Raw genomic sequence first — 22,029 nt, 5'->3', positions numbered from 1 at the left:
TATAGCGGTTTCGTAAACGGTTTACCATCTGTTATGGTTGACCAGTGATGAAACCCTACTCGCTCGATTTGCGCACCCGCGTGGCCGCCGCCAGCGCGGAGCCTCACACGACCCGCCAACAGGTAGCTGACCGCTTCGGCGTGAGTTACTCGTTTATTACTAAGTTGCTCGCTCATCAACACCAAACCGGCTCGCTCCAGCCCAAACCCGCTCGTGGCGGTGTCGAGCGCTTGCTCTCGGCCGACGATCAAGCCTGGCTCGTGGCCTATGTGGGGGAGCACGCCGATGCCACGCTCAGCGAGTTGAACCAGGCCTGGCAGGCATATTCGGGCCGGTCCGTGTGCCAGACCTGTATCTGGGATGTGTTGGAGGAGCACAACTTGCGCCGCAAAAAAAAAGCCAGCACGCCACTGAGCGCGACACGCCGCGGGTGAGGACGGCGCGCGCCGCACACGTAGTCAGCGTGTGCACCCGCCCCGACGTGGCCCGCTTCCACTTTCTCGACGAGACGGCCCTGCGCTTGGACTATGGCCGCCGCTATGCCCGGGCTCCGGGCGGGCAACGGGTAGGCGGGGCCAGCCCGCTGCAGCGGGGCAAGGCGCTGACGCTGATCGGGGCGTTGTCGGTGCGGGGGCTGCAGGCCGTGCAAGTGCTGGATGGGGCGCTCAATCAGCAGCGCTTCGCTTGGTACATCACGCAGTGTCTGGCCCCCGGCTTACGGGCAGGCGACGTGGTGGTGCTCGATAATGCGTCCGCTCATAAGCTGAGCGGGGTAAAACAGTGGCTGGCCGAGCGGGGCGTGGAGCTGTTGTTTCTGCCGCCCTACTCGCCCGACTTCAGTCCCGTGGAGCAGGCCTGGAGCAAACTCAAAACCAAGTTGCGCACGGCGCAGGCCCGCACCCGTAAGGCCTTAACCGACGCGCTGCAAGACGCCGTACACTGGATTACCAGCGCCGATGCACGGAGCTGGTTTGACCACTGCGGCTATCATACCACACCCGCCTGAAGTTTGGTAAACCGTTCACGAAACCGCTATAGTACGTCTCGTCGGCCGTCAGCTGGTCGAGGGCGAGCAGGGTTTGCCCGCGGGCTGCGGGTTGCTGGCCTAGCAGCGTGGCGGCCGCATCAAACTCGTGCAGGGCGGCTTCGTCGGCGAGCGGGCTGCGCAGGCGGTGGTACAGGCACTGCTGGCCCACCCGGCTCACCGTGGCATCGAGTAACTCAAAGAGCAGTTCGCCGTTCAGGTCTTCCCAGGTCTGGTCGGGCAGGCGGTAGTACGCGGGTTCGTGCTGGACCGCATCGTAGTAGCGGGCCACCTGGGGGAAGTGGACGGAGCGCAAACCGGGCTGTTGCCAGCTCGCCTCCAGGCGGCGCAGGCGCTTGCGGGCAGAAGTCCACATAAGAAGCAGGGGTAGCTAACAGGGCGATGGTGCCGCTGCTGGTTGCGGTCAGCACGAAAGGTAACCAGGTAGCGCTTACAACAGTGCTGCGCCAGTACCGTCCCGCACTAAAAAGCCCAGACGCTACTTTTCCACGCTCGGTCTGAGGACATCAACTATGTTAAGGAATGGGAACCAGAAGATGAAGGGACTTTTTGGAGCCGCCCGGTTGCGGGGAATTTTGGAATCAACAACTCCCCGGTGAGCCCAGGGGCACGTCCGCTGGCCACTGGAGGGAAAGCTAAAGCCGGTTACTTGCTGGCAGGAGTGTTACTTTGAATGCCTCTTCTTTATTTGTTGCACTGCTTTATGCCAAATGCCATCCTCCTCGCCACGTTAGACCAACTGATGCAGCATTGGCAAAGCAGATCATTGCTGCCAACCACTCGGCCGGTTAATGATGTAGAAGTAATGGCGCGGCAACAAGGCGTGACCCTTCCCGCGGACTTTCTTGCCCTGTACCAGCGGAGCAATGGCATGGCATTCACCTATCCGAATGGTGTCGAAAGCGAAGAGTTTTACTTTCTGCCCGTTGAAGACCTTCGCTCCAAGCAGGAGGATTTGCTGGTCTATTCCGGGCGGGGCGCCAAGCAGATAACCACCACGGTCACGGTGTTTGTAGACTACATGCACCGCAGTTGGGAATATGGGTTTATTACGGCAGAATCTGGCCCCGGCTACGAAATAGGGATTATGGCTATTGGTGGAGAGTTCAAGGTCATTACCAATTCCTTAGCCACCTTTCTAAGCCTCTACTTAGAAGATGCTATGGTACTCTACGACTACCGGAACCCGTATATATCCGACTTGTAATCCAAGAGTTACTGCTGCGAATAAAATCTGCCAACCTCACCTACCCCGGCACCTCGCTCGTCAGAAACTCCACGGCCCGCCGTTCTGAGTAGTACGCGCCATCGGGTGCACCTTCGCCGAAGCCGACGTGGCCGCCATCGGTGGGCGTTTCGAGGAACACGTGGGGGCTGGCGGCGGCTACATCGCGGGGAAAGCAGGAGGGGGGCAGGAACGGGTCGTTCTGGGCGTTGACCAGCAGCGTGGGCACCCGGATGCCGCTGAGGTAGCGGCCCGAGCTGGCGTGGGCGTAGTATTCCTCGGCCGAGGCGAAGCCGTGCATGGGGGCCGTAAAACGGTCGTCGAACTCCGGGAAGTTCTGCAGCAGCTCCAGGTCCGTCAGGTCGACCTGGCCGGGCAGCAAGGCGGCTTTCTGGCGCATCTTCTCGCGCAACGTCTTCATAAAGCGCTTCAGGTAGATGCGGTTTTCGAAGCGGCCGATGTGGTGGGAACTGGCCCGCAGGTCGGTGGGCACCGAGAACACGGCCGCCCGCGCCACTTCGGCGGGTACGCGGGCGGAATTTTCGCCCAGGTACTTGAGCGTGACGTTGCCGCCGGCCGAGAAGCCCGTGAGCAGCACCCGGCGGTAGCGGCCCGTGCCCAGGGCGTAGCGCACCACAAAATCCAGGTCGCCGGTGTCGCCGAGATGGTAGGAGCGCAGTAGGCGGTTCATTTCGCCGCTGCAGCTGCGGTAGTTCCAGGCCAGCGCATCGAAGCCGGCCTGGTTGAGGGCCCGCACCATGCCCCGCACGTAGGGCCGCCCCGCGTCGCCCTCCAGCCCGTGCGAGACGATGGCCAGCGTGTCAGTGGCCGGCCCGCCAGTGGGCTGGCGCGACCAGTCGAGGTCCAGAAAGTCACCGTCCTCGGTTTCTACCCGCTCGCGCTCATACTGCACCCCGGGCACCGTGCGCCACAGGCTGGGCACAATGGTTTGCAGATGGCCGTTGAACAGGTAGAACGGGGGCTGGTACTTGGATTCGGCAACGAGGGGCATGGGGCAGGTAAAGCGGCAGGAAATAGTTGGCTAGCAGGGCGTGGGATTGACAGAAGGAGATTGTAAGGCGGGTTACGCAAGCAATTTACAAAGAACAATGGTAGGCATGCATACTAATTCTCGGGCGTGCGGAAAGAACCGTCATCCAGAGCGAAGCAAAGAATCTCGGGGGCCACCGCTGGAATGGCAACTCAAGGCCGGCCCGCTGGATTCTTCGCTTCACTCTGAATGACGGTTCGCTTCTCACAATCTCATATCCCCCTTGCTAATTCAGCGCAAAGGTTTACCTTTGCACTCCGCAATTGAACAGAATTCGAGCAGAAGACCATAATCAACCCTCATGGCAAACCATAAATCCGCCCTTAAGCGCATCCGTTCCAACGAAGCTAAGCGCGTCCTGAACCGTTACCAGGCAAAATCTACCCGCACGGCTATCAAGAAGCTGCGCGCCACCACCGATGCTTCGGCTGCTCAGACGCAGTTCCAGAAAGTGTCGTCGATGCTGGACCGTCTGGCCAAGAAGAACATCATTCACAAGAACAAAGCCGCCAACAACAAGTCGAAGCTGGCCAAGTTCGTGAAGTCGCTGGCTGCCTAAGCACCCACCGGTCTGCTCTCTATAAAGTGAGGCCCGATGCGCAAGTGTCGGGCCTTGCTGCGCTCCGCCGTACGAGCCACGGTGGCACTAGCCAGGCTGCCCGCTGGTCTATATCTGGTACGCCTGGAGCAGTCAGGAAACCTACCGCTGCTGTTGCGGCTGCAATGCGGGCATTAACCTGCTTAATACAGATTAGCATGAGCTGCGAATTCCCTGCTATCGTATGTACAGAACTAGTGCTAGGTGGCTCCCCCAGAGTTGATGGTAGGAGGCTGGCTGTGGGAGACGTTGTAAGTCTGATAGAGGATAGAAATCTAAAAGAGGTGGTTGACGATTTCGAATTGAAAATTTCCGAAATCAGGCAGGCGCTCCAGTACTGTTCATCACTGCAGTGCAAGATTGATATGCCCGTAGTGTTTTGCCACAACTGCTCACTGAGAAGGAAGCAGGAGGGGCCTGTGGACACTTCTGACTTTGAAGAAATAGTGTTAGGTAGCTCGACTATTGTTAAAGGTCATAATTCAATCTTCCTTGGCTCCATGAGCGAAATGCTGGAAGAAGGAAGTGGGAGGGACAGATGGAAAATTGCTGCAGAGTTGCTGATTGATTTGCGACGTGAGATGTCCTAAGAATAGATGATTATGTCTGGAGCGTAACCGTCATATTACTTCGGCTTCTACACCCGAGCTTGACTAAAATAGGCCTGCCGGAACCAAGTTCCAGCAGGCCTTTCACACTTCAGTGGTTTCAAGATTAAGCCACGCTCACTTTCACCATGTTGGTTTTGCCCTTTTTATTGATGGGCATGGAGGCGGTGTTGATGAATACGTCGCCCTTTTGTAGGTGGCCCGAGGCAGTGAGGGCGAACTTGATGTCGGAGATGGTGCTGTCGGTGCTGACGAGGCGGTCGTAGTAGAAGCCGCGCACGCCCCAGATGAGGCTCAGGGCCGTGAGCAGCGGGCGGTTGTCGGTGAAGATGAAGATGTTGGCCTGGGGGCGGTACTTGGCAATCTGGAAGGCCGTGTAGCCGCGGTGCGTCATGCCGGTAATGGCCTTGGCCTTGGTATTTTTGGCCAGGTGGCAGGCCGCCGACAGCACGCTGTCGACCATGAACGAGGGCGCCTCGGGGTCGATGGGGAACCAGTGGTTGTAGAGGCTCGGGAGTTGGGTTTCCACGCTCTTGATGGTGCCCACCATCGAGCGGATAACTTCGGCCGGGTACTGGCCCACGGCGGTTTCGGCCGACAGCATCACGGCATCGGCCCCGTCGATGACGGCGTTGGCCACGTCGCTGGTTTCGGCGCGGGTGGGGCGCGGGGCCGTAATCATGCTCTCCATCATCTGGGTGGCCACAATCACGGGCACGCCCAGCTTATTGCACTTGGCCACGATGCTCTTCTGGGCCATCGGCACTTCCTCCATCGACACTTCCACGCCCAAATCACCGCGGGCCACCATTACGGCATCGGTGAGGGCAATGATTTCGTCGAGGTTGCGCAGGCCCTCGGGGGTTTCGATTTTGGCTATTACCCGGATGGCTTTGCCGCTCTCGGCAATCAGGTTTTTGATGAAGCGAATATCCTCGGCGCGGCGGGCAAACGAAAGGGCAATCCAGTCGACGTCGTTTTCGAGGCCGAAGCGCAGGTCCTCGATGTCCTTCTCCGTCATGGAGGGGGCTGACACGTCGGAGTTGGGCAGGTTGATGCCTTTGCGGGGCTTCACGAGGCCGCCGTACACCACCTCCACGTCCACTTCCTGGTCGCGGTCGGTGGCCAGCACGCGCAGCTCTAGCTTACCGTCGTCGATGAGAATCATGTCGCCCGGCTTCACGTCGCGGGCCAGGCCCATGTAAATCGTGCTCAGGCGCGTGGCGGTGCTGATTTCCTTCTCGCCGCACACCAGCTTTATTTTGTCGCCGGCCTTGATTTCGACTTGGCCACCCTCCACTTCGCCGAGGCGGATTTTGGGGCCCTGCAAGTCCTGGAGCAGGCCCACGTTCATGCGCAAATCCTTGTTGAGGCGGCGCACGGTGTGGATAACGGCCTGGTGGTCTTCGTGGGAGCCGTGCGAGAAGTTGAGCCGAAACACATCGACGCCCTCGCGCATAAGCGTGGCCAGCTTGTCGTAGGTGTTGGAGGCCGGCCCAACGGTGGCAATTATCTTGGTTTTATTGAAATGCGGCGTGACTTCCATGAGGTAGCGGAGAAACTGAAAAGCGAAAAGAAAGAGGCGCCGGCCGAGTGGCCGGCGTCTCAGAAAAGAAAGTTCTCTTTAAACTTCAGGTCGTTGGGGTCGAACTGGCTCACGAGCTGCACTTCGGGCAGGGCCGTGAGCTGGGCAATAAGTTGGGGGGTGGGGGGCAGACCCGCGCCGCCGGCATTAATCTGCAGCAGGTAGTCGTACTGGCGGATGTCGGGGGCGAGGTAGGGTTTTTTCAGGGCGGAGGCGTCGGCGCTACGGTTGCGGAACAGGCGCAGCGTGTGGTGTTCGGTGGCGTGCAGGTAGTTGCTAATCACGAGGCGGCCCTTCTGCAGCAAGTCGAAAATCAGGTCGGGCTGCTTGATGAGGCGCAGGTGCAAGGTACGGTTGAGCACCCAGGCCAGCGTGTGCTCGCGCGACGACGAAACGAGCCCGAACAGGTCGAAGTCGCAGGCGTAATCCACGTCGAGGGTGAAGGTTTTCATAAGCGGCGGGGCGGGGGCGAAAAGGCAAAAGTACGCGGCCTGCCGGGCCCACAAAACTGGCAGGGCCATAATCTTACACCCACAAGATAAGGGGCTGGAAGTTTGACAATGTTAGCGAAGATGGTGTTATTTGTGCCGAGTTTTCTTTTAAACCCCCACGGAAATGTCTGAAATTGCAGAGAAAGTAAAGGCCATCATCATCGATAAATTGGGTGTTGAAGCGTCGGAAGTAACCCCCGAGGCTTCGTTCACCAACGATTTGGGCGCCGATTCGCTTGACACGGTTGAGCTGATCATGGAGTTCGAAAAAGAATTCAACGTGTCCATCCCCGACGACCAGGCTGAAAACATTGGCACCGTGGGTCAGGCTATCAGCTACCTCGAAGAGCACGCTAAGTAGACTTTTAAGTATTGAGTAGCTGGTATTGAGTAGTGAGATGACGTGCAACGGGGTTTTTATGGACCGTCAGCACATTATCTCACTACTCAATACCAGCTACTAGATACTGCTTCCCGGTCGGCCTGCCGCCGGCCGGTTTGCTTTTGTACCCTTTCCATTTTCCCGCTACTCAAACTAGCCTATGTCTCTCCGGAGAGTTGTCGTGACCGGCCTGGGTGCCCTTACCCCCGTCGGCAAAACTGCCCCCGCCTACTGGGAAGGCCTGGTGGCCGGCCGCAGCGGCGCCGCGCCCATCACGCGCTTTGATGCCGGCAAGTTTAAAACCCGCTTTGCCTGCGAAGTAAAGGACTACAATCCCGACGACTACTTCGACCGCAAAGAAGGCCGCAAAATGGACATCTTCACCCAGTTCGGCCTGATTGCGGCCAACGAGGCCATCGAAGACGCCCGGCTCAACGAGGAAGGCATCGACAAGGACCGCGTGGGCGTTATCTGGGGTTCGGGCATCGGCGGCCTCACGTCGTTGCAGGCCGAGTGCATTGCCTTCGCCAACGGCGACGGCACGCCCCGCTTCAACCCCTTCTTCATTCCGAAAATGATTGCCGACAGCTCGTCGGGCAACATTTCCATCCGCCACAAATTCCGGGGCCCCAATTTCGTGACTACCTCGGCCTGCGCGTCGTCGTCGGACTCGATTATTTCGGCCTTCAACTACATCCGCCTCAACATGGCCGACGTCATCGTGACGGGCGGCTCGGAGGCAGCCATCACCGAATCGGGCGTGGGCGGCTTCAACGCCCTCAAGGCCATGAGTGAGCGCAACGACGCGCCCGAGCAGGCCTCGCGCCCCTACGACAAGGAGCGCGACGGCTTTGTGCTGGGCGAGGGCGCGGCCGCGCTGGTGCTCGAAGAGTACGAGCACGCCAAGGCCCGCGGCGCCAAAATCTACGCCGAGCTGATTGGCGGCGGCATGTCGGCCGATGCCTACCACATCACGGCCCCCGACCCCGAGGGCAACGGCGTGGTGCTGGTGATGCAGAACGCGCTGCGCGACGCCGGCATCAAGCCCGAGGAGGTGGACTACATCAACACCCACGGCACGAGCACGCCCCTGGGCGACGGCGCCGAGGTGAAGGCCATCCAGAAAGTGTTCGGTGAGCATGCCTACGACCTGAACATCAGCTCGACCAAGAGCATGACCGGCCACCTGTTGGGCGCCGCCGGGGCCATCGAGGCCGTGGCCTGCATCATGGCCATGCAGCACGACATGGTGCCGCCGACCATCAACCACTTCACCGACGACCCCGAGCTGGACCCGAAGCTGAATTTCACCTTCAACGAGGCCCAGAGGCGCGAAGTGAACATCGCCATGAGCAACACCTTCGGTTTCGGCGGCCACAACACGTCGGTTATCTTCCGGAAGGTAAGCGAGTAGATACCAGGAAAAAGAACGTGTCATGCTGAGCGAAGGCGCAGCCGCAGTCGAAGCATCTCGCGGGCAACGCTACTCCTAATGTCAAGGAGTTAGCAGTGCGGTAGAGATGCTTCGACTACGCTCCGCTCCGCTCAGCATGACATTTTTTTAACAGCTTCATTACAGTAAAAACAGCATGCCCAAGCCTCCCGGCCAGCCTTTGCCGTTGTTCGGCTTTTTTCGCCGGCTGATTGGTCGCGACCGGGCCTTTCGGCAGGCCATTACCACGATTACGGGCCGGGCGCCGGGCAACGTGCAGCTCTACCGGCTGGCCTTTACGCACTCGTCGGTGGTGCGCCAGCAGGGCGAGCAGGCCCGCCACCAAAGCAACGAGCGGCTGGAGTTTCTGGGCGACGCGGTGCTGGGCACGGCCGTGGCCGAGTTCCTGTTCCGCAAGTTCCCCTACGAGCAGGAAGGTTTCCTGACGGAGATGCGCAGCCGCATCGTCAACCGCGAAAGCCTCAACAGCATCGCCCTCAAAATCGGCCTCGACAAGCTCGTGCAGCTCGACGTGGCCCAGGGCCGGGCGGCCCGCTCGCGCTCCGTGAACGGCAACGCCCTGGAGGCCCTGGTGGGCGCCGTGTACCTCGACCACGGCTACAAAACAGCCCGCAAATTTGTGCTCGCCCGTTTGCTCAAGCCTTTCGTCGATGTGAAGGCCATGACCGAAACGACCACCAACTTCAAGAGCAAGCTGATTGAGTGGGCCCAGCGCAACAGCCGCAACATGCGCTACGAGCTCACCGGCGAAGCCCGCCCCGGCGGCGTGATGGAGTTTTCGGCCGTGGTGATGGTCGATGATGAACCCGTGGCCACCGGCATGGGCCTCTCGAAAAAGCAGGCCGAGCAGCTGGCCGCCGAGCGGGCGTTGGCGGCGCTGGGAGTTTGAGAACGGCTCTGCGCCCTCTGCGAAACCACTGCGTCCTCTGCGGGATAAAATCGTAACAACGACTAAGCCCGCAGAGGACGCAATGGTTTCGCAGAGGGCGCAGAGCCGTTCAAAAGCAACCCAAGCCGGGAAAAAGGAGTTGATTTGCAGGACCAACTTCCCGACCCCAAACCATGCGAATAGCCGGCGCCGCCCTCAACCAGATTCCCTTCGACTGGACCCACAACCTGCGCACGATTCAGGCGGCCATAACCCAGGCCCAAGAAGCCGGGGTGGAGCTGTTGTGTTTGCCGGAAATGAGCCTCACCGGCTACGGCTGCGAAGATTTGTTTCTGAGCGACTGGCTGCCCGAAGCGGCCCTGCAACACCTGCAAACTATCCGGCCCTGGACCCAGGGCATCTGCGTGGTGGTGGGCCTGCCGGTGCGCCTGAGTGGCCGCACCTACAATACGGCTGCCGTACTGCGCGACGGGCAGATTCTGGGCTTCGCGGCCAAGCAGTTTCTGGCCAACGACGGGGTGCACTACGAGCCCCGCTTCTTCCATCCGTGGCCGGCCGGCGAAACCACCACGGTGCAGTGGGCAGGAGAGGAGTGGCCGCTGGGCGACCTTACGTTTGAGCACCAGGGCGTGCGGTTCGGGTTTGAAATCTGCGAGGATGCGTGGCGGCCCGACGAGGTGCGGCCCGCCAGCCGCCTCAAGGGCAAAGTGGATTTGATTGTGAATCCCTCGGCCTCGCACTTCGCCATGAGCAAGACCGACTTGCGCTACCAATTGGTGCTCAAGGCCTCGCGCAAGTTCGAGTGCACCTACCTCTACGCCAACCTGCTGGGCAACGAGTCGGGCCGCATGATTTACGACGGCGAAATTCTGGTGGCCCGCAACGGTCATCTGCTCCAGCGCAACCAACTGCTGAGCTTCAAGGAAGTGGACCTGGAGTGCGTGGACGTGGACTTTGCCACCGACCTGCCGCTGGCCGAACAGATTCCGGCCCTGCCCACGCCCGATGAGTACCTGGAGCTAAACCAGGCGCTGAGTCTGGCGCTGTTCGACTACCTGCGCAAGGCCCGCAGCAAAGGCTTCGTGCTTAGCCTCAGCGGCGGGGCTGACTCCAGCATGTGCGCCGTAGCCGTGGCTGAAATGGTACGGCTGGGCACGGCCGAACTGGGTACGGCCGAATTCATGCGCCGCTCGGGCTGCTTCACGGCCGCCGACATAGCGGAAATCACCGGCGAAAAAGAGGCCGAGCCCGCCCGCGCCGAGCTGGTGGCCGCCGATGGTTCGCCCAGCCCCGCGCCGGCTGGTAACCTGCCCGCCGCCAGCACCGAGGCCGTTACCGTAAACCAGCGCGAGCTGAACCGCCGCCTGACCGGCCGCCTGCTCACCTGCGCCTACCAGGGCACCGTCAACTCCTCCGACGACACATTCAATTCGGCCCAGGAGCTGGCCGAGGACGTTGGGGCCGTGTTTTATCACTGGGAAATTGACGACGAAGTAAGCGGCTACGTGGGCAAGATTGAGCACGCGCTGGGCCGCCCCCTTACTTGGCAAACCGACGATTTGGCCCTGCAAAACATTCAGGCCCGGGTGCGCGCCCCCGCCATCTGGATGCTGGCCAACATTGGCAACTGCCTGCTGATGACGACCTCCAACCGCTCGGAAGCCAGCGTGGGCTACTGCACCATGGACGGCGACACGGCCGGCTCCATCTCGCCCATTGCCGGCGTCGATAAGTATTTTGTGAAGCAGTGGCTGCGCTGGGCCGAAACGGAGCTGAACTACCCCGGCCTGCGCCGGGTGAACGGCCTGCAGCCCACCGCCGAGCTGCGCCCCCTGGAAGACAACCAGACCGATGAGCGCGACCTGATGCCCTACCCGTTGCTCAACCGCATCGAGCGGCTGGGCTTCTACGACCGCCTGGCCCCCGCCCAAGTGCTGGCCACGCTCGTGCACGAAGACCCCGCCGCCGACCCCGAGCAGCTCAAAACCTACGTCAAGCGCTTTTTCAGCCTCTGGAGCCGCAACCAGTGGAAGCGCGAGCGGTTCGCCCCCGGCTTCCACCTCGACGACTACAACGTGGACCCGCGCTCCTGGCTGCGCTTTCCCATTTTGAGCGGCGGCTACACCCAGGAGCTGGCAGAACTATAGGTTGTGAGTTGGTGGCTTTCTTACTGCAGCAACGGTGTAGAGACGCGACCCATCGCGTCTCGGCGTTGAACGGCGACGCCTGACGGGCAACATCAGCAACGCCGAGACGCGATAGGTCGCGTCTCTACACTGTTGTTGTAATTTAATGTTTTGTTCAGCAGGTAGTTGAATAATAAATGAAAGCGCGGGCGCAAGTTCTGGCCGCCAGGCGGCCCTAAGCTTGTGAAACCCTGCTGCGGGCGGCAATTGCCGGAGCCGGTCGGGTCCTGTATTCTCCTTCTGCTTCCCGGATGTACACGCTTCCGCTGCCTGCGCTTTCTCAGTTGCTGCCCGCTGCGCCGTCCGCGCCGCCCGGCGCCGATGTCGAGCTGGTGGCGCAGTTGCAGGCGGGCAGTGAGGCAGCGTTTCGTACGCTGGTGGAACGCTACCAGAACCGGGTTTACCGCACGGTGCTGGCGCTGCTTGGCTCGCCCGAGGAAGCCGAGGACGTGGCGCAGGAAGTATTTGTGGAGGTGTACCAGACGATTGACCGGTTCCGGGGCGAGGCCACGCTGACCACCTGGCTCTACCGGCTGGCCACCTCGCACGCCCTCAAGCACCGACGCCGGGCCCGCACCCGTAAGCGCTTCGCCTACCTGACCAGCCTGTTCGGGCTGGACAACCAAGTGCTCCACGAGCCGGCGCACCACGAGCACCCGCAGGCCGAGCTGGAAGGCCGGCAACAGGTGGAAATCCTGCGGGCCCGGATTGCCCGGCTGCCCGACCAGCAGCAGGTGGCTTTCACGCTGCGCCACGAGCAGGAGCTGAGCTACGAGGAAATAGCGGCCGTGCTCCATACCTCGGTGCCCGCCGTCGAGTCGTTGTTATTTCGCGCCCGCAAAACGCTGCGCGCCCACTTTCAAGCCACCCCGCGCCATGTCTGATTTTGCCGCCCGCCCCAACGCCGACGAAGAGTGGGAAGACCTGCTGCGCCAGCTGCCGGCCCCGCCGGCCGCCGGCCCTGGCCCATACTTTTACAGCCGGGTGCGCGCCCGAATCGAGCAGCAAACCGCCGCCGAGCGGCTGCCGGTGCGCACCTGGCTGCACTGGCCCGCCTACGCCGTGCTGCTAAGCGCCCTGCTGCTGCTAAGCGGCGACGATGCGGCCTTGCAATCGGTAAGTGCCATCAACCCGCCGCCCAGCTCCCCGGAAGCCAGCTTCGGCGGCGAGTAGCGGCCGGCACCCGGGCACCGATGCTGCCTGGCGCTCGGGCCTGGCCGGGGTTGGCGGAATCGTAAGCCCAATGTCTGACTACCTTTGAACTCTTGTCATCTTTTGAAGCCGTATCCTGTATGCTGAGTGCCATCCTCTGGAATCAAAACCCCATTATTGCCCACCTGGGGCCCCTGACGTTGCGTTGGTACGGGCTGCTGTTTATGTCGGGCTTCGTGGTGGGCACGTTCATCCTGAGCCACGTGTATAAGTCGGAGAAGGTGTCGCCGCGCTGGGTGGATGTGATTACGATTTACGTGCTGCTGGGCACCGTGCTGGGCGCCCGGCTGGGCCACGTGTTCTTCTACGACTGGCCGCAGTACAAAGACAACCTGCTGAGCATCTTTAAGATATGGGAAGGTGGGCTGGCCTCGCACGGCGCCACCATCGGCATCATCTTCGCCGTGTGGCTGTTCAGCCGCAACAACAAGTTTGATGTGCTCTGGACCCTCGACCGCATCGTGCTGGTGGTGGCGGTGGGCGGCGCGCTCATCCGCATCGGCAACCTGATGAACTCCGAAATTGTGGGCCACCCGACTACCGCGCCCTGGGCCTTCGTGTTCCCGCGCGACTACGAGCACCTGCAGCAATTCGCTCCCGATCAGCCCGTGCCGGCCAACTCTTATGTGGTGGAACGCTTCCGCCAACCCAACGACGACATTAAGGTAGAGGCCCGCCCGGCCGGTGCCACCGTCGCGGCCGGTTCGCTGGTGGCGGTGCCGCGCCACCCCACCCAGATTTACGAGTCGTTGTTCTGCGTGTTCCTGTTTGCACTGCTGTACTCGATGTGGAACCGCACCAAGGAGCGCACGCCCCGTGGCCAGCTGTTCGGCTTGTTTGTGGTGCTGCTGTTCTCGTTCCGCTTCTTCATCGAGTTTTTCAAGGAAGACCAAGTGGCTTTCGAGCAGGGCATGCAGTTCAACATGGGCCAGCTGCTGAGCATCCCGCTGGTGTTTATGGGCCTCTACGTGCTCTGGCGCGCCGGCAAGAACCCCGAAAACCCCTACGGCTACGCCCCGCGCGATTTGGCTGAATACGAGGCGGCGGAAGCCGCTGCTAAGAAGTAGCCGTTCACCCCACCCCCGGCCCCTCCCCTCCGGGAGAGGGGTGCCAGACGCAAGGCTAAAGACTCGTTGAACGCACCCCTCCCCCGGAGGGGAGGGGCTGGGGGTGGGGTGAACGTAAAAGGGCCCCGTACTCAAATGAGTGCGGGGCCCTTTTACGTTTTTCAGCTAACAGCTAACAGCTAACAGCTAACAGCTAACAGCTAACAGCTCCGGAAACTAGCAGCGGTTGGCGGCGTTGAGGTCGTCGAAGGCGACTTTGGCGCGGGCAATCATGCTTTCCTCGCCTTTGCGCAGCCATACGCGCGGGTCGTAGTACTTCTTGTTGGGCGAGTCGTCGCCGTTGGGGTTGCCAATCTGGCCCTGCAGGAAGCCTTCGTTTTTCTGGTAGTACTGGCGGATGCCGTCCCAGAAAGCCCACTGCATGTCGGTGTCGAGGTTCATTTTGATAGCGCCGTAGCTGATGGCCTCGCGGATTTCCTCCTGCGACGAGCCCGAGCCGCCGTGGAACACGAAGTTGATGGGCAGCTTGGCATCGAGCTTGAACTGCTCGCGCACGTACTCCTGCGAGTTGTGCAGGATTTTCGGCTCCAGCTTCACGTTGCCGGGCTTGTACACGCCGTGCACGTTGCCGAAGGCGGCGGCAATGGTAAAGCGGCTGCTCACTTTGCTCAGCTCCTCGTAGGCGTAGGCCACCTCCGAAGGCTGGGTGTAGAGCTTGCTCGAATCGACGTCGGAGTTGTCCACGCCGTCTTCCTCGCCGCCGGTTACGCCCAGCTCAATTTCGAGCGTCATGCCGATTTTGGCCATGCGCTCCAGGTACTTCTTGCAGGTTTCCACGTTCTCCTCGATGGGCTCCTCCGACAGGTCGAGCATGTGCGAGGAGTACAGCGGCTGGCCGTGCTGAGCGAAGTGCTTCTCGCCGGCTTCGAGCAAACCGTCAATCCAGGGGAGCAGCTTTTTGGCGGCGTGGTCGGTGTGCAGCACCACGGGCACGCCGTAGGCTTCGGCCATCAGGTGCACGTGCTGAGCACCCGAAATAGCGCCGGCAATGCTGGCCTGCTGCTTGTCGTTGGGCAGACCCTTGCCGGCGAAGAACTGCGCGCCGCCGTTCGAGAACTGAATGATAACGGGCGAATTCAGGTCGCGGGCGGTTTCGAGCACGGCGTTTACCGTGTCGGTGCCCGTTACGTTGATGGCGGGCAGGGCGTAGCCGTTGGCCTTGGCGTGTTCGAAAAGCTGCTGTACTTCGTCGCCGTACAGTACGCCGGCGCGCAGGCCGGAAGGGTTGGAATGGTCAGCCATCTGCTGGTGGATGAGGTGATGACGCGGCCGGGTGAGGCGCGTCGGATGGGGGGATATCTAGGCCAAATTTACTTAAAGAAAGCGCCCTGACCAATAAAGCGCCTCAACTGCCTGCAACGGGCCGAGTTGAGCGGCCGCGCTACTCGAACTGGTAGGTGTACAGGCGCCCTTGCTCGGTGCTGATATACAGCGTCTGGTCGCTCGTAAATACGGCGCCTTCGGTCTGGCCCGCGCCTTTCAGCGAAATTTGGCGGGGCGGCGCCTTGAGAATGGTGGCCAGGTTTTCGCCTTCGAGCACAAACATTTCCTCGCGGCCCAGCAGCACCAGCCGGCGGCCATCGGGGCTCAGGGCGGCATCGGTTACCTGGCCCGGAATGGCGAGCTTGGTGAGCAGTTTGGCCGTGTAGGTACCGGGCTGGTCGGGCACGGTGTACACTTTGCTGGTTTCGCCGCGGCCCCGGTCCTTGGTGAACAGGTACACCTGCCCGTCGTGCCAGAGCGTGGCCTCGCAGTCGAAGTTGCGGTCCTTTTTCTTGGGCGGAAACTCGGTCTGGTCGGGGTATTTGAGGTGGATTTCCTGGACGATTTGCGGGTTGAGCGGGTTGAGGCGCAGCAGCACCAGGTTCCGGCGGTCGTTGTTGTTGTTGCCCACGTCGCCGATGTAGAGGTTGCCCACGTTGTCGCGGGTCACACTTTCCCAGTCGTGGCTTTTGGCCGGTACGTCGATGCGGGCCAGTACCTTGCCTTTGGTGTCAATCTTGAACAGCACGGGCGGATTGCCATCGTCGCCGTGGGTGTAGAAAGTGCCGTTTTCGCCCGTCAGGGCCAGGCCCGAACTTTCGGGCACCTCCTTCATTTTGCCCACCTCCGTGAGGTTGGCAATATCGGCGGCCTTGTCCTTTTTGCCTTTCTTGCCCTGCTTGCCCTGCTTGCCAGCGGGCGCCGCCGGGCCGGTGGTGGTGGCCAGGGCCGAAGATTCGGCCTGAGTAGTCTGGGCTTCGGAGCAGCCGCTGAGCAGCGTTGCCGCCAAGGCGGGAACGACAAGAAATGCACGCATATAAAAAGCAGAAAGGAGCAGGTAATGCGCGCCCGCAGGCCGCGCCCAGCCTGCCTATACGAGTCTGGCGCCGCAAGGGTATTTTTGGGCGCTGGCTAACTCCGGCCCCTGCACCCCTCTACCCCCGATGGCGGCCAACTCCTGCACTCCCGAATCCGGGCAACCCACCACGCCCTTTAACCCAGCCGCCGCGCCCGCATCAGTGCCGTTTGGGAAAGCGCCCGATGGCCGCGAGGTGCGGCTGTTCACGCTGCAGAACGCCCGCGGCATGCAGGCCGATATTACCAACTACGGTGGCATCATCACCAGCCTGCTGGTGCCCGACCGGGCCGGCCAGCCAGGCGACGTGGTGCTGGGTTTCGACAAGCTGGAAGATTACCTGCGCCGCCCGCCCCACGAGTCGCCCTACTTTGGTGCCCTCGTTGGGCGCTACGGCAACCGCATTGCCCGCAGCTGGTTCACCCTTGATGGCAAGCAATACCAGCTGGCCACCAACGACGGCCCCAACCACCTGCACGGCGGCCAGCGGGGTTTCGACAAGGTAGTATGGCAGGCCACGCCCGGCACGTCGGCCGCCGGCCAGACCCTTACGCTGCACTACACGAGCCCCAATGGCGAGGAAGGCTACCCCGGCACCCTGGTCGTGACGGTGGTGTACACGCTCACCAACGACAACGCGCTGCGCCTCGACTACACCGCTACCACGGATAAAGCCACGCCGGTCAACCTCACCAACCACAGCTACTTCAACCTGAGCGCTGGACAGACCCCGGATGTGCTGGCCCACGAGCTGACGCTCGATGCGGACCAATACACAGTAGTGGATGATGAACTGATTCCAACCGGCGAGCTGCGGCCGGTGGCGGCCACCCCGATGGATTTCCGCCAGCCCCACGCTATCGGGGCGCGTATTGCCCAGGTGCCCGGCGGCTACGACCACAACTGGGTGCTTAGCGGCCAAGGGATGCGCCCGGTGGCCCGCGTGTACGAGCCGGTTTCGGGCCGCACGCTGGAAGTGCGCACCGACCAGCCGGGGCTGCAGTTCTACTCCGGCAACCAGCTCGATGGCCGCCTGACGGGCAAGAACGGTCAGGTGTACGGCCCGCACGCCGGCTTCTGCCTCGAAACCCAGCACTTCCCCGACTCGCCCAACCACCCCGGCTTCCCCAGCACCATCCTGCACCCCGGCGACACGCTGCGCACCAGCACGATTTATTTATTCGGAGCTGCAAGCGACAAGCCGCAAGCCGCAAGCTAACGGGCGGTCAGCTTGCGACTTGCGGCTTGTCGCTTGCAGCTCAAACCTACGGTACCGGGTCGTGGCCGAAGCTGCCCCAGGGGTGGCAGCGGCTGATGCGGCGCAGCGCCAGCCGGCCGCCGCGCCAGGGGCCGTGCTTCTCGATGGCCTGCACGGCGTAGGCCGAGCAGGTAGGCACAAACCGGCAGCTGGGTGGCTTGAGCGGCGAAATCAGGTGGCGGTACCCCCACAGCAGGCCCAGCAGCAGCTGGCGGAACAGGTAACTCATGGTTGCTTAAAGATACGGGGCGGGCGTTGGGTTCCGCGCTGCCCGGCCGAAAACCGCCATCCAAACCATAAGTCCTAACTTCGTGCAAACGTATTCCCCACCCATCACTCCAATTATGCGCACCAATCACTGGGCTAAAGCCCTGCTGCTGACGCTGCTACTGCCCTTTACGGCCCGGGCCGACGAAGGCATGTGGCTCCCCATGTTCATCAAGCGCCTCAACCAGGCCGACATGCAGAAGAAGGGCCTCAAGCTGACGGCCGAAGAAATTTACGACGTCAACAATGCCTCGCTCAAGGATGCCGTGGTGCAGCTCGGCGGCTTCTGCACCGGCGAGTTCGTGAGCAAGCAGGGCCTGCTGCTCACCAACCACCACTGCGGCTACGACGCCATCCAGAGCAACAGCACGCCCCAGGACAACATCCTGCAAAACGGCTTCTACGCCGCCACCAAGGCCGATGAGAAGAAGAACCCCGGCCTGTTCGTCGACATTCTGGTGCGCATGGAAGACGTGTCGGCCAAGATGCTGGAAGGCATTACGGCCGCCACGCCCGAGCAGGAGCGCATGGCCACCATCCAGCAGCGCCAGCGCGAAACCGCCGAGGCCGCCAAGGAAAACGGCCAGTACGTAGCCTACGTGCGCGACATGTTCGGCGGCAACGAGTACTACCTGTTCGTGTACCAGCGCTTCGGCGACGTGCGCCTGGTGGGCGCCCCGCCCGAGGCCGTGGGCAAGTTCGGCGGCGACACCGACAACTGGATGTGGCCCCGCCAGACCGGCGACTTCAGCATGTTCCGCGTGTACGCCGACAAAAACAACAAGCCCACCGCCGGCCCCGAGGCTGGTAACGTGCCTTACGTGCCTAAAAAGCACCTGCCCGTAGCCCTGCAAGGGGTGCAGGAAGGTGACTTCGCCATGGTGTTCGGCTTCCCCGGCCGTACCCAGCGCTTTCTGCCCGCCGCCGGCCTGCAGCTCACGCTCGACGAAAGCAACCCGGCCCGCATCAAGCTCCGCGACACGCGCCTCAAAATCTGGAAGGCCGACATGGACAAGAACCCCGACCTGCGCCTGCAGTACGCCAGCAAGTACGCCAGCATTGCCAACTACTGGAAGTATTTTATCGGCCAGAATGAGGGCATGAAGCGCCTGAAAACGGTTGACACCAAGAAAGCCGAGGAGGCTGCTCTGGCCCAGTGGATTGCCCAGGACCCCGCCCGCCAGCAGCAGTACGGCGAGGCGCTGAGCACCATCGAGCAGGCCTACAAAGTGCAGCGCCAGTACAACCTGAGCAGCCAGTACGTGAACGAGGGCGCCTTCGGCACCGAAATCGTGACACTGGCCGCCCGCATGATGCCGCTGGCCAACGCCCTGAAAAGCGGCGACAAAGGCGCCATCAGCAAGGCCACCGAAGCCCTGCGCGAGCCGGTGAAGGACTACTTCAAAGACTACAGCGCCCCCACCGACCAGAAGGTGTTTGCGGCCCTGATGAACCTGTACATGCAGGACGTGCCCCAGGACCAGCAGCCCGACGTGTTTGCCACGGTGAAAAAGCAGTACGGCGGCTCGATGAGCAAGTACGCCGACTACGTGTTCAGCAACTCCTTCCTGACCTCGGAAGCCAAGGTAAACGCCTTTTTGGCCAACCCTTCGCTGGCCAAGCTGGAAGCCGATCCGGCCTACAAAACCTACCAGTCGGTGTTCACGAACTACGTGCAGAACATTGCCCCCAAGCTGCAGGCCTCGCAGGCCGGCCTGGGCCGCGCCAACCGCCTGTACGTAGCCGCCCTGCGCGAAAAGAACTCCCAGAAGGTGTACTCGCCCGACGCTAACTCGACCATCCGCCTGAGCTACGGCTCGGTGCGCCCCTACAGCGGCCGCGACGCCGTGCGCTACGACTTCAAAACCACGGCCCAGGGCATTCTGGAGAAGGAAGACCCCACCAACCCCGAGTTCGTGGTGCCCGCCAAGGAGCTTCAGCTGCTGAAGGCCAAGGACTACGGCCGCTACGCCAACAAGGATGGCACGCTGCCCGTCAACTTCATCACCGACAACGACATCACCGGCGGCAACTCCGGTTCGCCCGTCATCAACGGCCGCGGCGAGCTGATTGGCCTGGCCTTCGACGGCAACTGGGAAGCCATGACCGGCGACCTGGCCTACGACCCCGAGCTGAAGCGCTGCATCAACGTGGACATCCGCTACGTGCTCTGGTGCATCGACAAGCTGGGCGGTGCCAAGCACCTCGTAGACGAAATGACCGTGCAGAACGACGGCCCCAGCCCCGGCGTGGGCGCCGCTACGGCCATGAACGGCTCCTCTGTGAACAGCAGCATGGGCGCCGACCTGAGCGACGTGGAAAAGATGAAGGTGAAAACCGACGAAGGCGGCAAAACCAAAATCAAGCGCAAGAAGAACAAAAAGTAATAGCAGGCCGGCGCCTGGTAACTCCCGGCGCTACTTCCAGCTGATTACCCCAAGCCCCCGTTGCCGCCCGGCAGCGGGGGCTTTTTGCGGCGGTTTGTTGGCGGAAGTCGTATGTTGAAGTCCTCCCACCACTCCCGTTCCGCTATGCAAACCCGCCCGCAATACGTTATCGGCCTCGATTTTGGCACCAGCTCGGTGCGCGCTTTACTGGTTGAGGTAGCCACCGGCCGCGAGGTGGCCGACGCCGTGCAACCCTTCCCGCGCTGGGACGCCGGCCAGTTCTGCGACCCCGACCTGAACCAGTTCCGCCAGCACCCGCTCGACCACCTCGAAGGCCTGACTGCGGCCGTGCGCGAGGTGGTGGCCTTAGTCGATGACCCCGCCCAAATCGTGGCCCTGGCCGTGGATGCCACCGGCTCGTCGCCGGGCCCGGTGAACGAGCAGGGCCGGGCTTTGGGTTTGCTGCCCGAGTTTGCCGAGGAGCCCGACGCGCTGTTCATCCTCTGGAAAGACCACACCGCCGTGGCCGAAGCCCAGGAAATCAACCAGCTGGCCCGCACCTGGGGCGGCCCCGACTACACCGCCTACTCGGGCGGCGTGTACTCGCCCGAGTGGTTCTGGTCGAAAATCACCCGCATTGCCCGCACCAACCCCGCGGTGGCTCAGGCCGCGCACTCGTGGCTGGAGCACTGCGACTGGGTGACGCTGGAACTGACCGGCCAGCCCTTGGCCAGCCTCAAGCGAAGCCGTTGCGCCGCCGGCCACAAAGCCCTGTGGCACCCCAGCTGGGATGGGTTGCCCTCCGAAGAGTTTCTGACCCAGCTCGAACCCCAACTGGCCGGCCTGCGCGCCCGCCTCTACCAGGAAACCTACGCTGCCGACGAGCCCGCCGGTACCCTGAGCCCCGAGTGGGCCGCAAAGCTGGGTTTGCGCCCCGAAACCGTGGTGGCCGTGGGCACTATTGATGCCCACGCCGGTGGGGTAGGGGCGGGCATCACACCGTATGCTATGGTGAAAGTGATGGGCACCAGCACCTGCGACATCGTGGTGGTGCCGCCCGCCGATCTGGCCGGCCGGCCGCCGGTGGCCGGTATCTGCGGGCAGGTGGAGGGCTCGGTGGTGCCGGGGCTGGTGGGCCTGGAGGCCGGCCAATCGGCCTTCGGCGACCTGCTGGCCTGGTTCGAAGGACTGCTCAGCTGGCCGCTGGCCGCCGTGCTCGACCGCGCCACCGGCCTCGATGCCCGGCAGCGCGAAGAGCTGCTGCTGGAAGCCGAGCGCAACCTGCTGGGAATGCTCACCGAAGCCGCCCAGGCGCTGCCTTTTGCCCAAAGTCCGGTGCTGGCGCTGGATTGGGTGAACGGCCGCCGCACGCCCGACGCCAACCTGCAGCTGCAGGGCGCGCTGCGCAACCTGACGATGGGCAGCAGCGCCCCCGAAGTTTTCCGGGCCCTGGTGGAGGCGCTGTGCTACGGTTCGCGCCGGATTCTGGAGCGGTTCGAGCAGGAAGGCATTGCCATCAAGGAAATCATCGGCATCGGGGGCGTGGCCAAAAAATCGGCTTTCCTGATGCAGACGCTGGCCGATGTGCTCGACCGGCGCATCGTGGTAACGGCCTCCGAGCAGGCCCCGGCCCTGGGCGCGGCCATGTATGCGGCTGTGGCCGCCGGCTGCTATGAAAACGTGGAAGCGGCCCAGCAGGCCATGGGCAGCGGCTTTTCGGAAGAATACATGCCCGACCCGGCGCGGGTGGCCGCCTACGGCGCCCGCTACGCCGAATACCTGGCTTTTGGCGAGTTCGTGGAGGCCACCACGCCCGGCCCCGGAGGGAAGGATGAGATTTAATTTGGGAACAAGCTGGACATTACCGGTTACTAGCTCGTACTGCCTGGTACGCCGCTACATTCCGCTTATTTCCCATTTCCCGAAT

The 22,029-nt window shown here is 62.2% G+C and carries 22 protein-coding genes; 15 read left to right on the top strand and 7 right to left on the bottom strand.

The window, feature by feature from the left end; translation table 11 throughout:
* Positions 1-47: 47 nt before the first annotated feature.
* Entirely contained in the window at positions 48-434 is a 387-nt protein-coding gene (locus tag H145_RS24510; RefSeq protein ID WP_019947012.1) for a hypothetical protein, read from the top strand.
* Positions 341-1,006, top strand: coding sequence for an IS630 family transposase (locus tag H145_RS0113095; RefSeq protein WP_169513163.1), 666 nt, complete (start codon positions 341-343; stop codon positions 1,004-1,006). Before H145_RS24510 ends, H145_RS0113095 begins: the two co-directional genes overlap by 94 nt.
* On the opposite strand, the gene H145_RS0113090 is transcribed toward H145_RS0113095, so the two are convergent.
* On the bottom strand, positions 945-1,400 hold the full coding sequence (locus H145_RS0113090; protein WP_019948613.1) for a hypothetical protein: 456 nt from the start codon (positions 1,398-1,400) through the stop codon (positions 945-947). The genes H145_RS0113095 and H145_RS0113090 overlap by 62 nt on opposite strands.
* 318 nt (positions 1,401-1,718) lie before the next feature.
* Between H145_RS0113090 and H145_RS0113085 the strand changes: the two genes are divergently transcribed.
* Positions 1,719-2,252, top strand: coding sequence for an SMI1/KNR4 family protein (locus H145_RS0113085; protein WP_019948612.1), 534 nt, complete (start codon positions 1,719-1,721; stop codon positions 2,250-2,252).
* Between the two features lie 40 nt (positions 2,253-2,292).
* Here the strand turns inward: H145_RS0113085 and H145_RS0113080 are convergent, their stop codons facing one another.
* Positions 2,293-3,282, bottom strand: coding sequence for a YheT family hydrolase (locus tag H145_RS0113080; protein WP_019948611.1), 990 nt, complete (start codon positions 3,280-3,282; stop codon positions 2,293-2,295).
* Positions 3,283-3,622: 340 nt separating this feature from the next.
* On the opposite strand from H145_RS0113080, the gene rpsT reads away from it, so the two are divergent.
* Positions 3,623-3,880, top strand: a complete 258-nt coding sequence (gene rpsT / locus H145_RS0113075) for a 30S ribosomal protein S20 (protein ID WP_019948610.1) — start codon at positions 3,623-3,625, stop codon at positions 3,878-3,880.
* Between the two features lie 197 nt (positions 3,881-4,077).
* Positions 4,078-4,509: a DUF433 domain-containing protein gene (locus H145_RS21255; RefSeq protein WP_169513194.1), complete on the top strand. Its 432-nt coding sequence runs from the start codon at positions 4,078-4,080 to the stop codon at positions 4,507-4,509.
* Positions 4,510-4,633: 124 nt separating this feature from the next.
* Here H145_RS21255 and pyk read toward each other — a convergent pair whose 3' ends face one another.
* Both pyk and H145_RS0113060 read right to left on the bottom strand, forming a co-directional pair.
* Positions 4,634-6,073 carry a pyruvate kinase gene (gene pyk, locus H145_RS0113065; protein WP_019948608.1) on the bottom strand — a complete coding sequence of 480 codons (1,440 nt, stop codon included), beginning with the start codon at positions 6,071-6,073 and terminating at the stop codon, positions 4,634-4,636.
* Positions 6,074-6,132: 59 nt separating this feature from the next.
* Complete coding sequence (locus H145_RS0113060; protein ID WP_026351496.1) at positions 6,133-6,564, bottom strand: IPExxxVDY family protein; 432 nt, start codon at positions 6,562-6,564, stop codon at positions 6,133-6,135.
* 163 nt (positions 6,565-6,727) lie between these two features.
* Between H145_RS0113060 and H145_RS0113055 the strand changes: the two genes are divergently transcribed.
* From H145_RS0113055 to lgt, 7 genes are all read left to right on the top strand, one after another.
* Positions 6,728-6,964, top strand: a complete 237-nt coding sequence (locus H145_RS0113055; RefSeq protein ID WP_019948606.1) for an acyl carrier protein — start codon at positions 6,728-6,730, stop codon at positions 6,962-6,964.
* A gap of 181 nt (positions 6,965-7,145) precedes the next feature.
* Positions 7,146-8,399 (top strand): beta-ketoacyl-ACP synthase II, encoded by a 1,254-nt coding sequence (gene fabF / locus H145_RS0113050; RefSeq protein WP_026351495.1) that lies wholly within the window; start codon positions 7,146-7,148, stop codon positions 8,397-8,399.
* 175 nt (positions 8,400-8,574) lie between these two features.
* On the top strand, positions 8,575-9,327 hold the full coding sequence (rnc, locus tag H145_RS0113045; RefSeq protein WP_019948604.1) for a ribonuclease III: 753 nt from the start codon (positions 8,575-8,577) through the stop codon (positions 9,325-9,327).
* A gap of 173 nt (positions 9,328-9,500) precedes the next feature.
* Positions 9,501-11,474, top strand: coding sequence for an NAD(+) synthase (gene nadE, locus H145_RS0113040; RefSeq protein ID WP_019948603.1), 1,974 nt, complete (start codon positions 9,501-9,503; stop codon positions 11,472-11,474).
* Between the two features lie 290 nt (positions 11,475-11,764).
* Positions 11,765-12,397 (top strand): RNA polymerase sigma factor, encoded by a 633-nt coding sequence (locus H145_RS0113035; RefSeq protein ID WP_019948602.1) that lies wholly within the window; start codon positions 11,765-11,767, stop codon positions 12,395-12,397.
* Positions 12,390-12,686 carry a hypothetical protein gene (locus H145_RS0113030; protein ID WP_019948601.1) on the top strand — a complete coding sequence of 99 codons (297 nt, stop codon included), beginning with the start codon at positions 12,390-12,392 and terminating at the stop codon, positions 12,684-12,686. Before H145_RS0113035 ends, H145_RS0113030 begins: the two co-directional genes overlap by 8 nt.
* 119 nt (positions 12,687-12,805) lie before the next feature.
* Positions 12,806-13,792 carry a prolipoprotein diacylglyceryl transferase gene (gene lgt, locus H145_RS22860; protein ID WP_019948600.1) on the top strand — a complete coding sequence of 329 codons (987 nt, stop codon included), beginning with the start codon at positions 12,806-12,808 and terminating at the stop codon, positions 13,790-13,792.
* Between the two features lie 216 nt (positions 13,793-14,008).
* Here lgt and fbaA read toward each other — a convergent pair whose 3' ends face one another.
* Together fbaA and H145_RS21245 are read right to left on the bottom strand one after the other, a co-directional pair.
* On the bottom strand, positions 14,009-15,094 hold the full coding sequence (gene fbaA / locus H145_RS0113020) for a class II fructose-bisphosphate aldolase (RefSeq protein ID WP_019948599.1): 1,086 nt from the start codon (positions 15,092-15,094) through the stop codon (positions 14,009-14,011).
* A gap of 139 nt (positions 15,095-15,233) precedes the next feature.
* On the bottom strand, positions 15,234-16,151 hold the full coding sequence (locus tag H145_RS21245) for an SdiA-regulated/phytase-like domain-containing protein (protein ID WP_157541531.1): 918 nt from the start codon (positions 16,149-16,151) through the stop codon (positions 15,234-15,236).
* Positions 16,152-16,278: 127 nt separating this feature from the next.
* Here H145_RS21245 and H145_RS0113010 point away from each other — a divergent pair, with 127 nt between their 5' ends.
* Positions 16,279-17,409 (top strand): aldose epimerase family protein, encoded by a 1,131-nt coding sequence (locus tag H145_RS0113010; protein ID WP_083937787.1) that lies wholly within the window; start codon positions 16,279-16,281, stop codon positions 17,407-17,409.
* Between the two features lie 46 nt (positions 17,410-17,455).
* Here H145_RS0113010 and yidD read toward each other — a convergent pair whose 3' ends face one another.
* Positions 17,456-17,677, bottom strand: a complete 222-nt coding sequence (gene yidD / locus H145_RS0113005) for a membrane protein insertion efficiency factor YidD (protein WP_019948596.1) — start codon at positions 17,675-17,677, stop codon at positions 17,456-17,458.
* 115 nt (positions 17,678-17,792) lie between these two features.
* Between yidD and H145_RS0113000 the strand changes: the two genes are divergently transcribed.
* Both H145_RS0113000 and H145_RS0112995 read left to right on the top strand, forming a co-directional pair.
* Complete coding sequence (locus H145_RS0113000) at positions 17,793-20,102, top strand: S46 family peptidase (RefSeq protein WP_019948595.1); 2,310 nt, start codon at positions 17,793-17,795, stop codon at positions 20,100-20,102.
* A 144-nt stretch (positions 20,103-20,246) separates the two neighbouring features.
* On the top strand, positions 20,247-21,944 hold the full coding sequence (locus H145_RS0112995; protein WP_019948594.1) for a ribulokinase: 1,698 nt from the start codon (positions 20,247-20,249) through the stop codon (positions 21,942-21,944).
* The last annotated feature ends 85 nt before the right edge of the window (positions 21,945-22,029 follow it).

This window comes from Hymenobacter aerophilus DSM 13606 (genome assembly GCF_000382225.1).
GTDB classification, from domain to species: domain Bacteria; phylum Bacteroidota; class Bacteroidia; order Cytophagales; family Hymenobacteraceae; genus Hymenobacter; species Hymenobacter aerophilus.
Note: the sequence above shows the minus strand (reverse complement) of the source record. Positions and strands in the feature narration are given on the sequence as shown.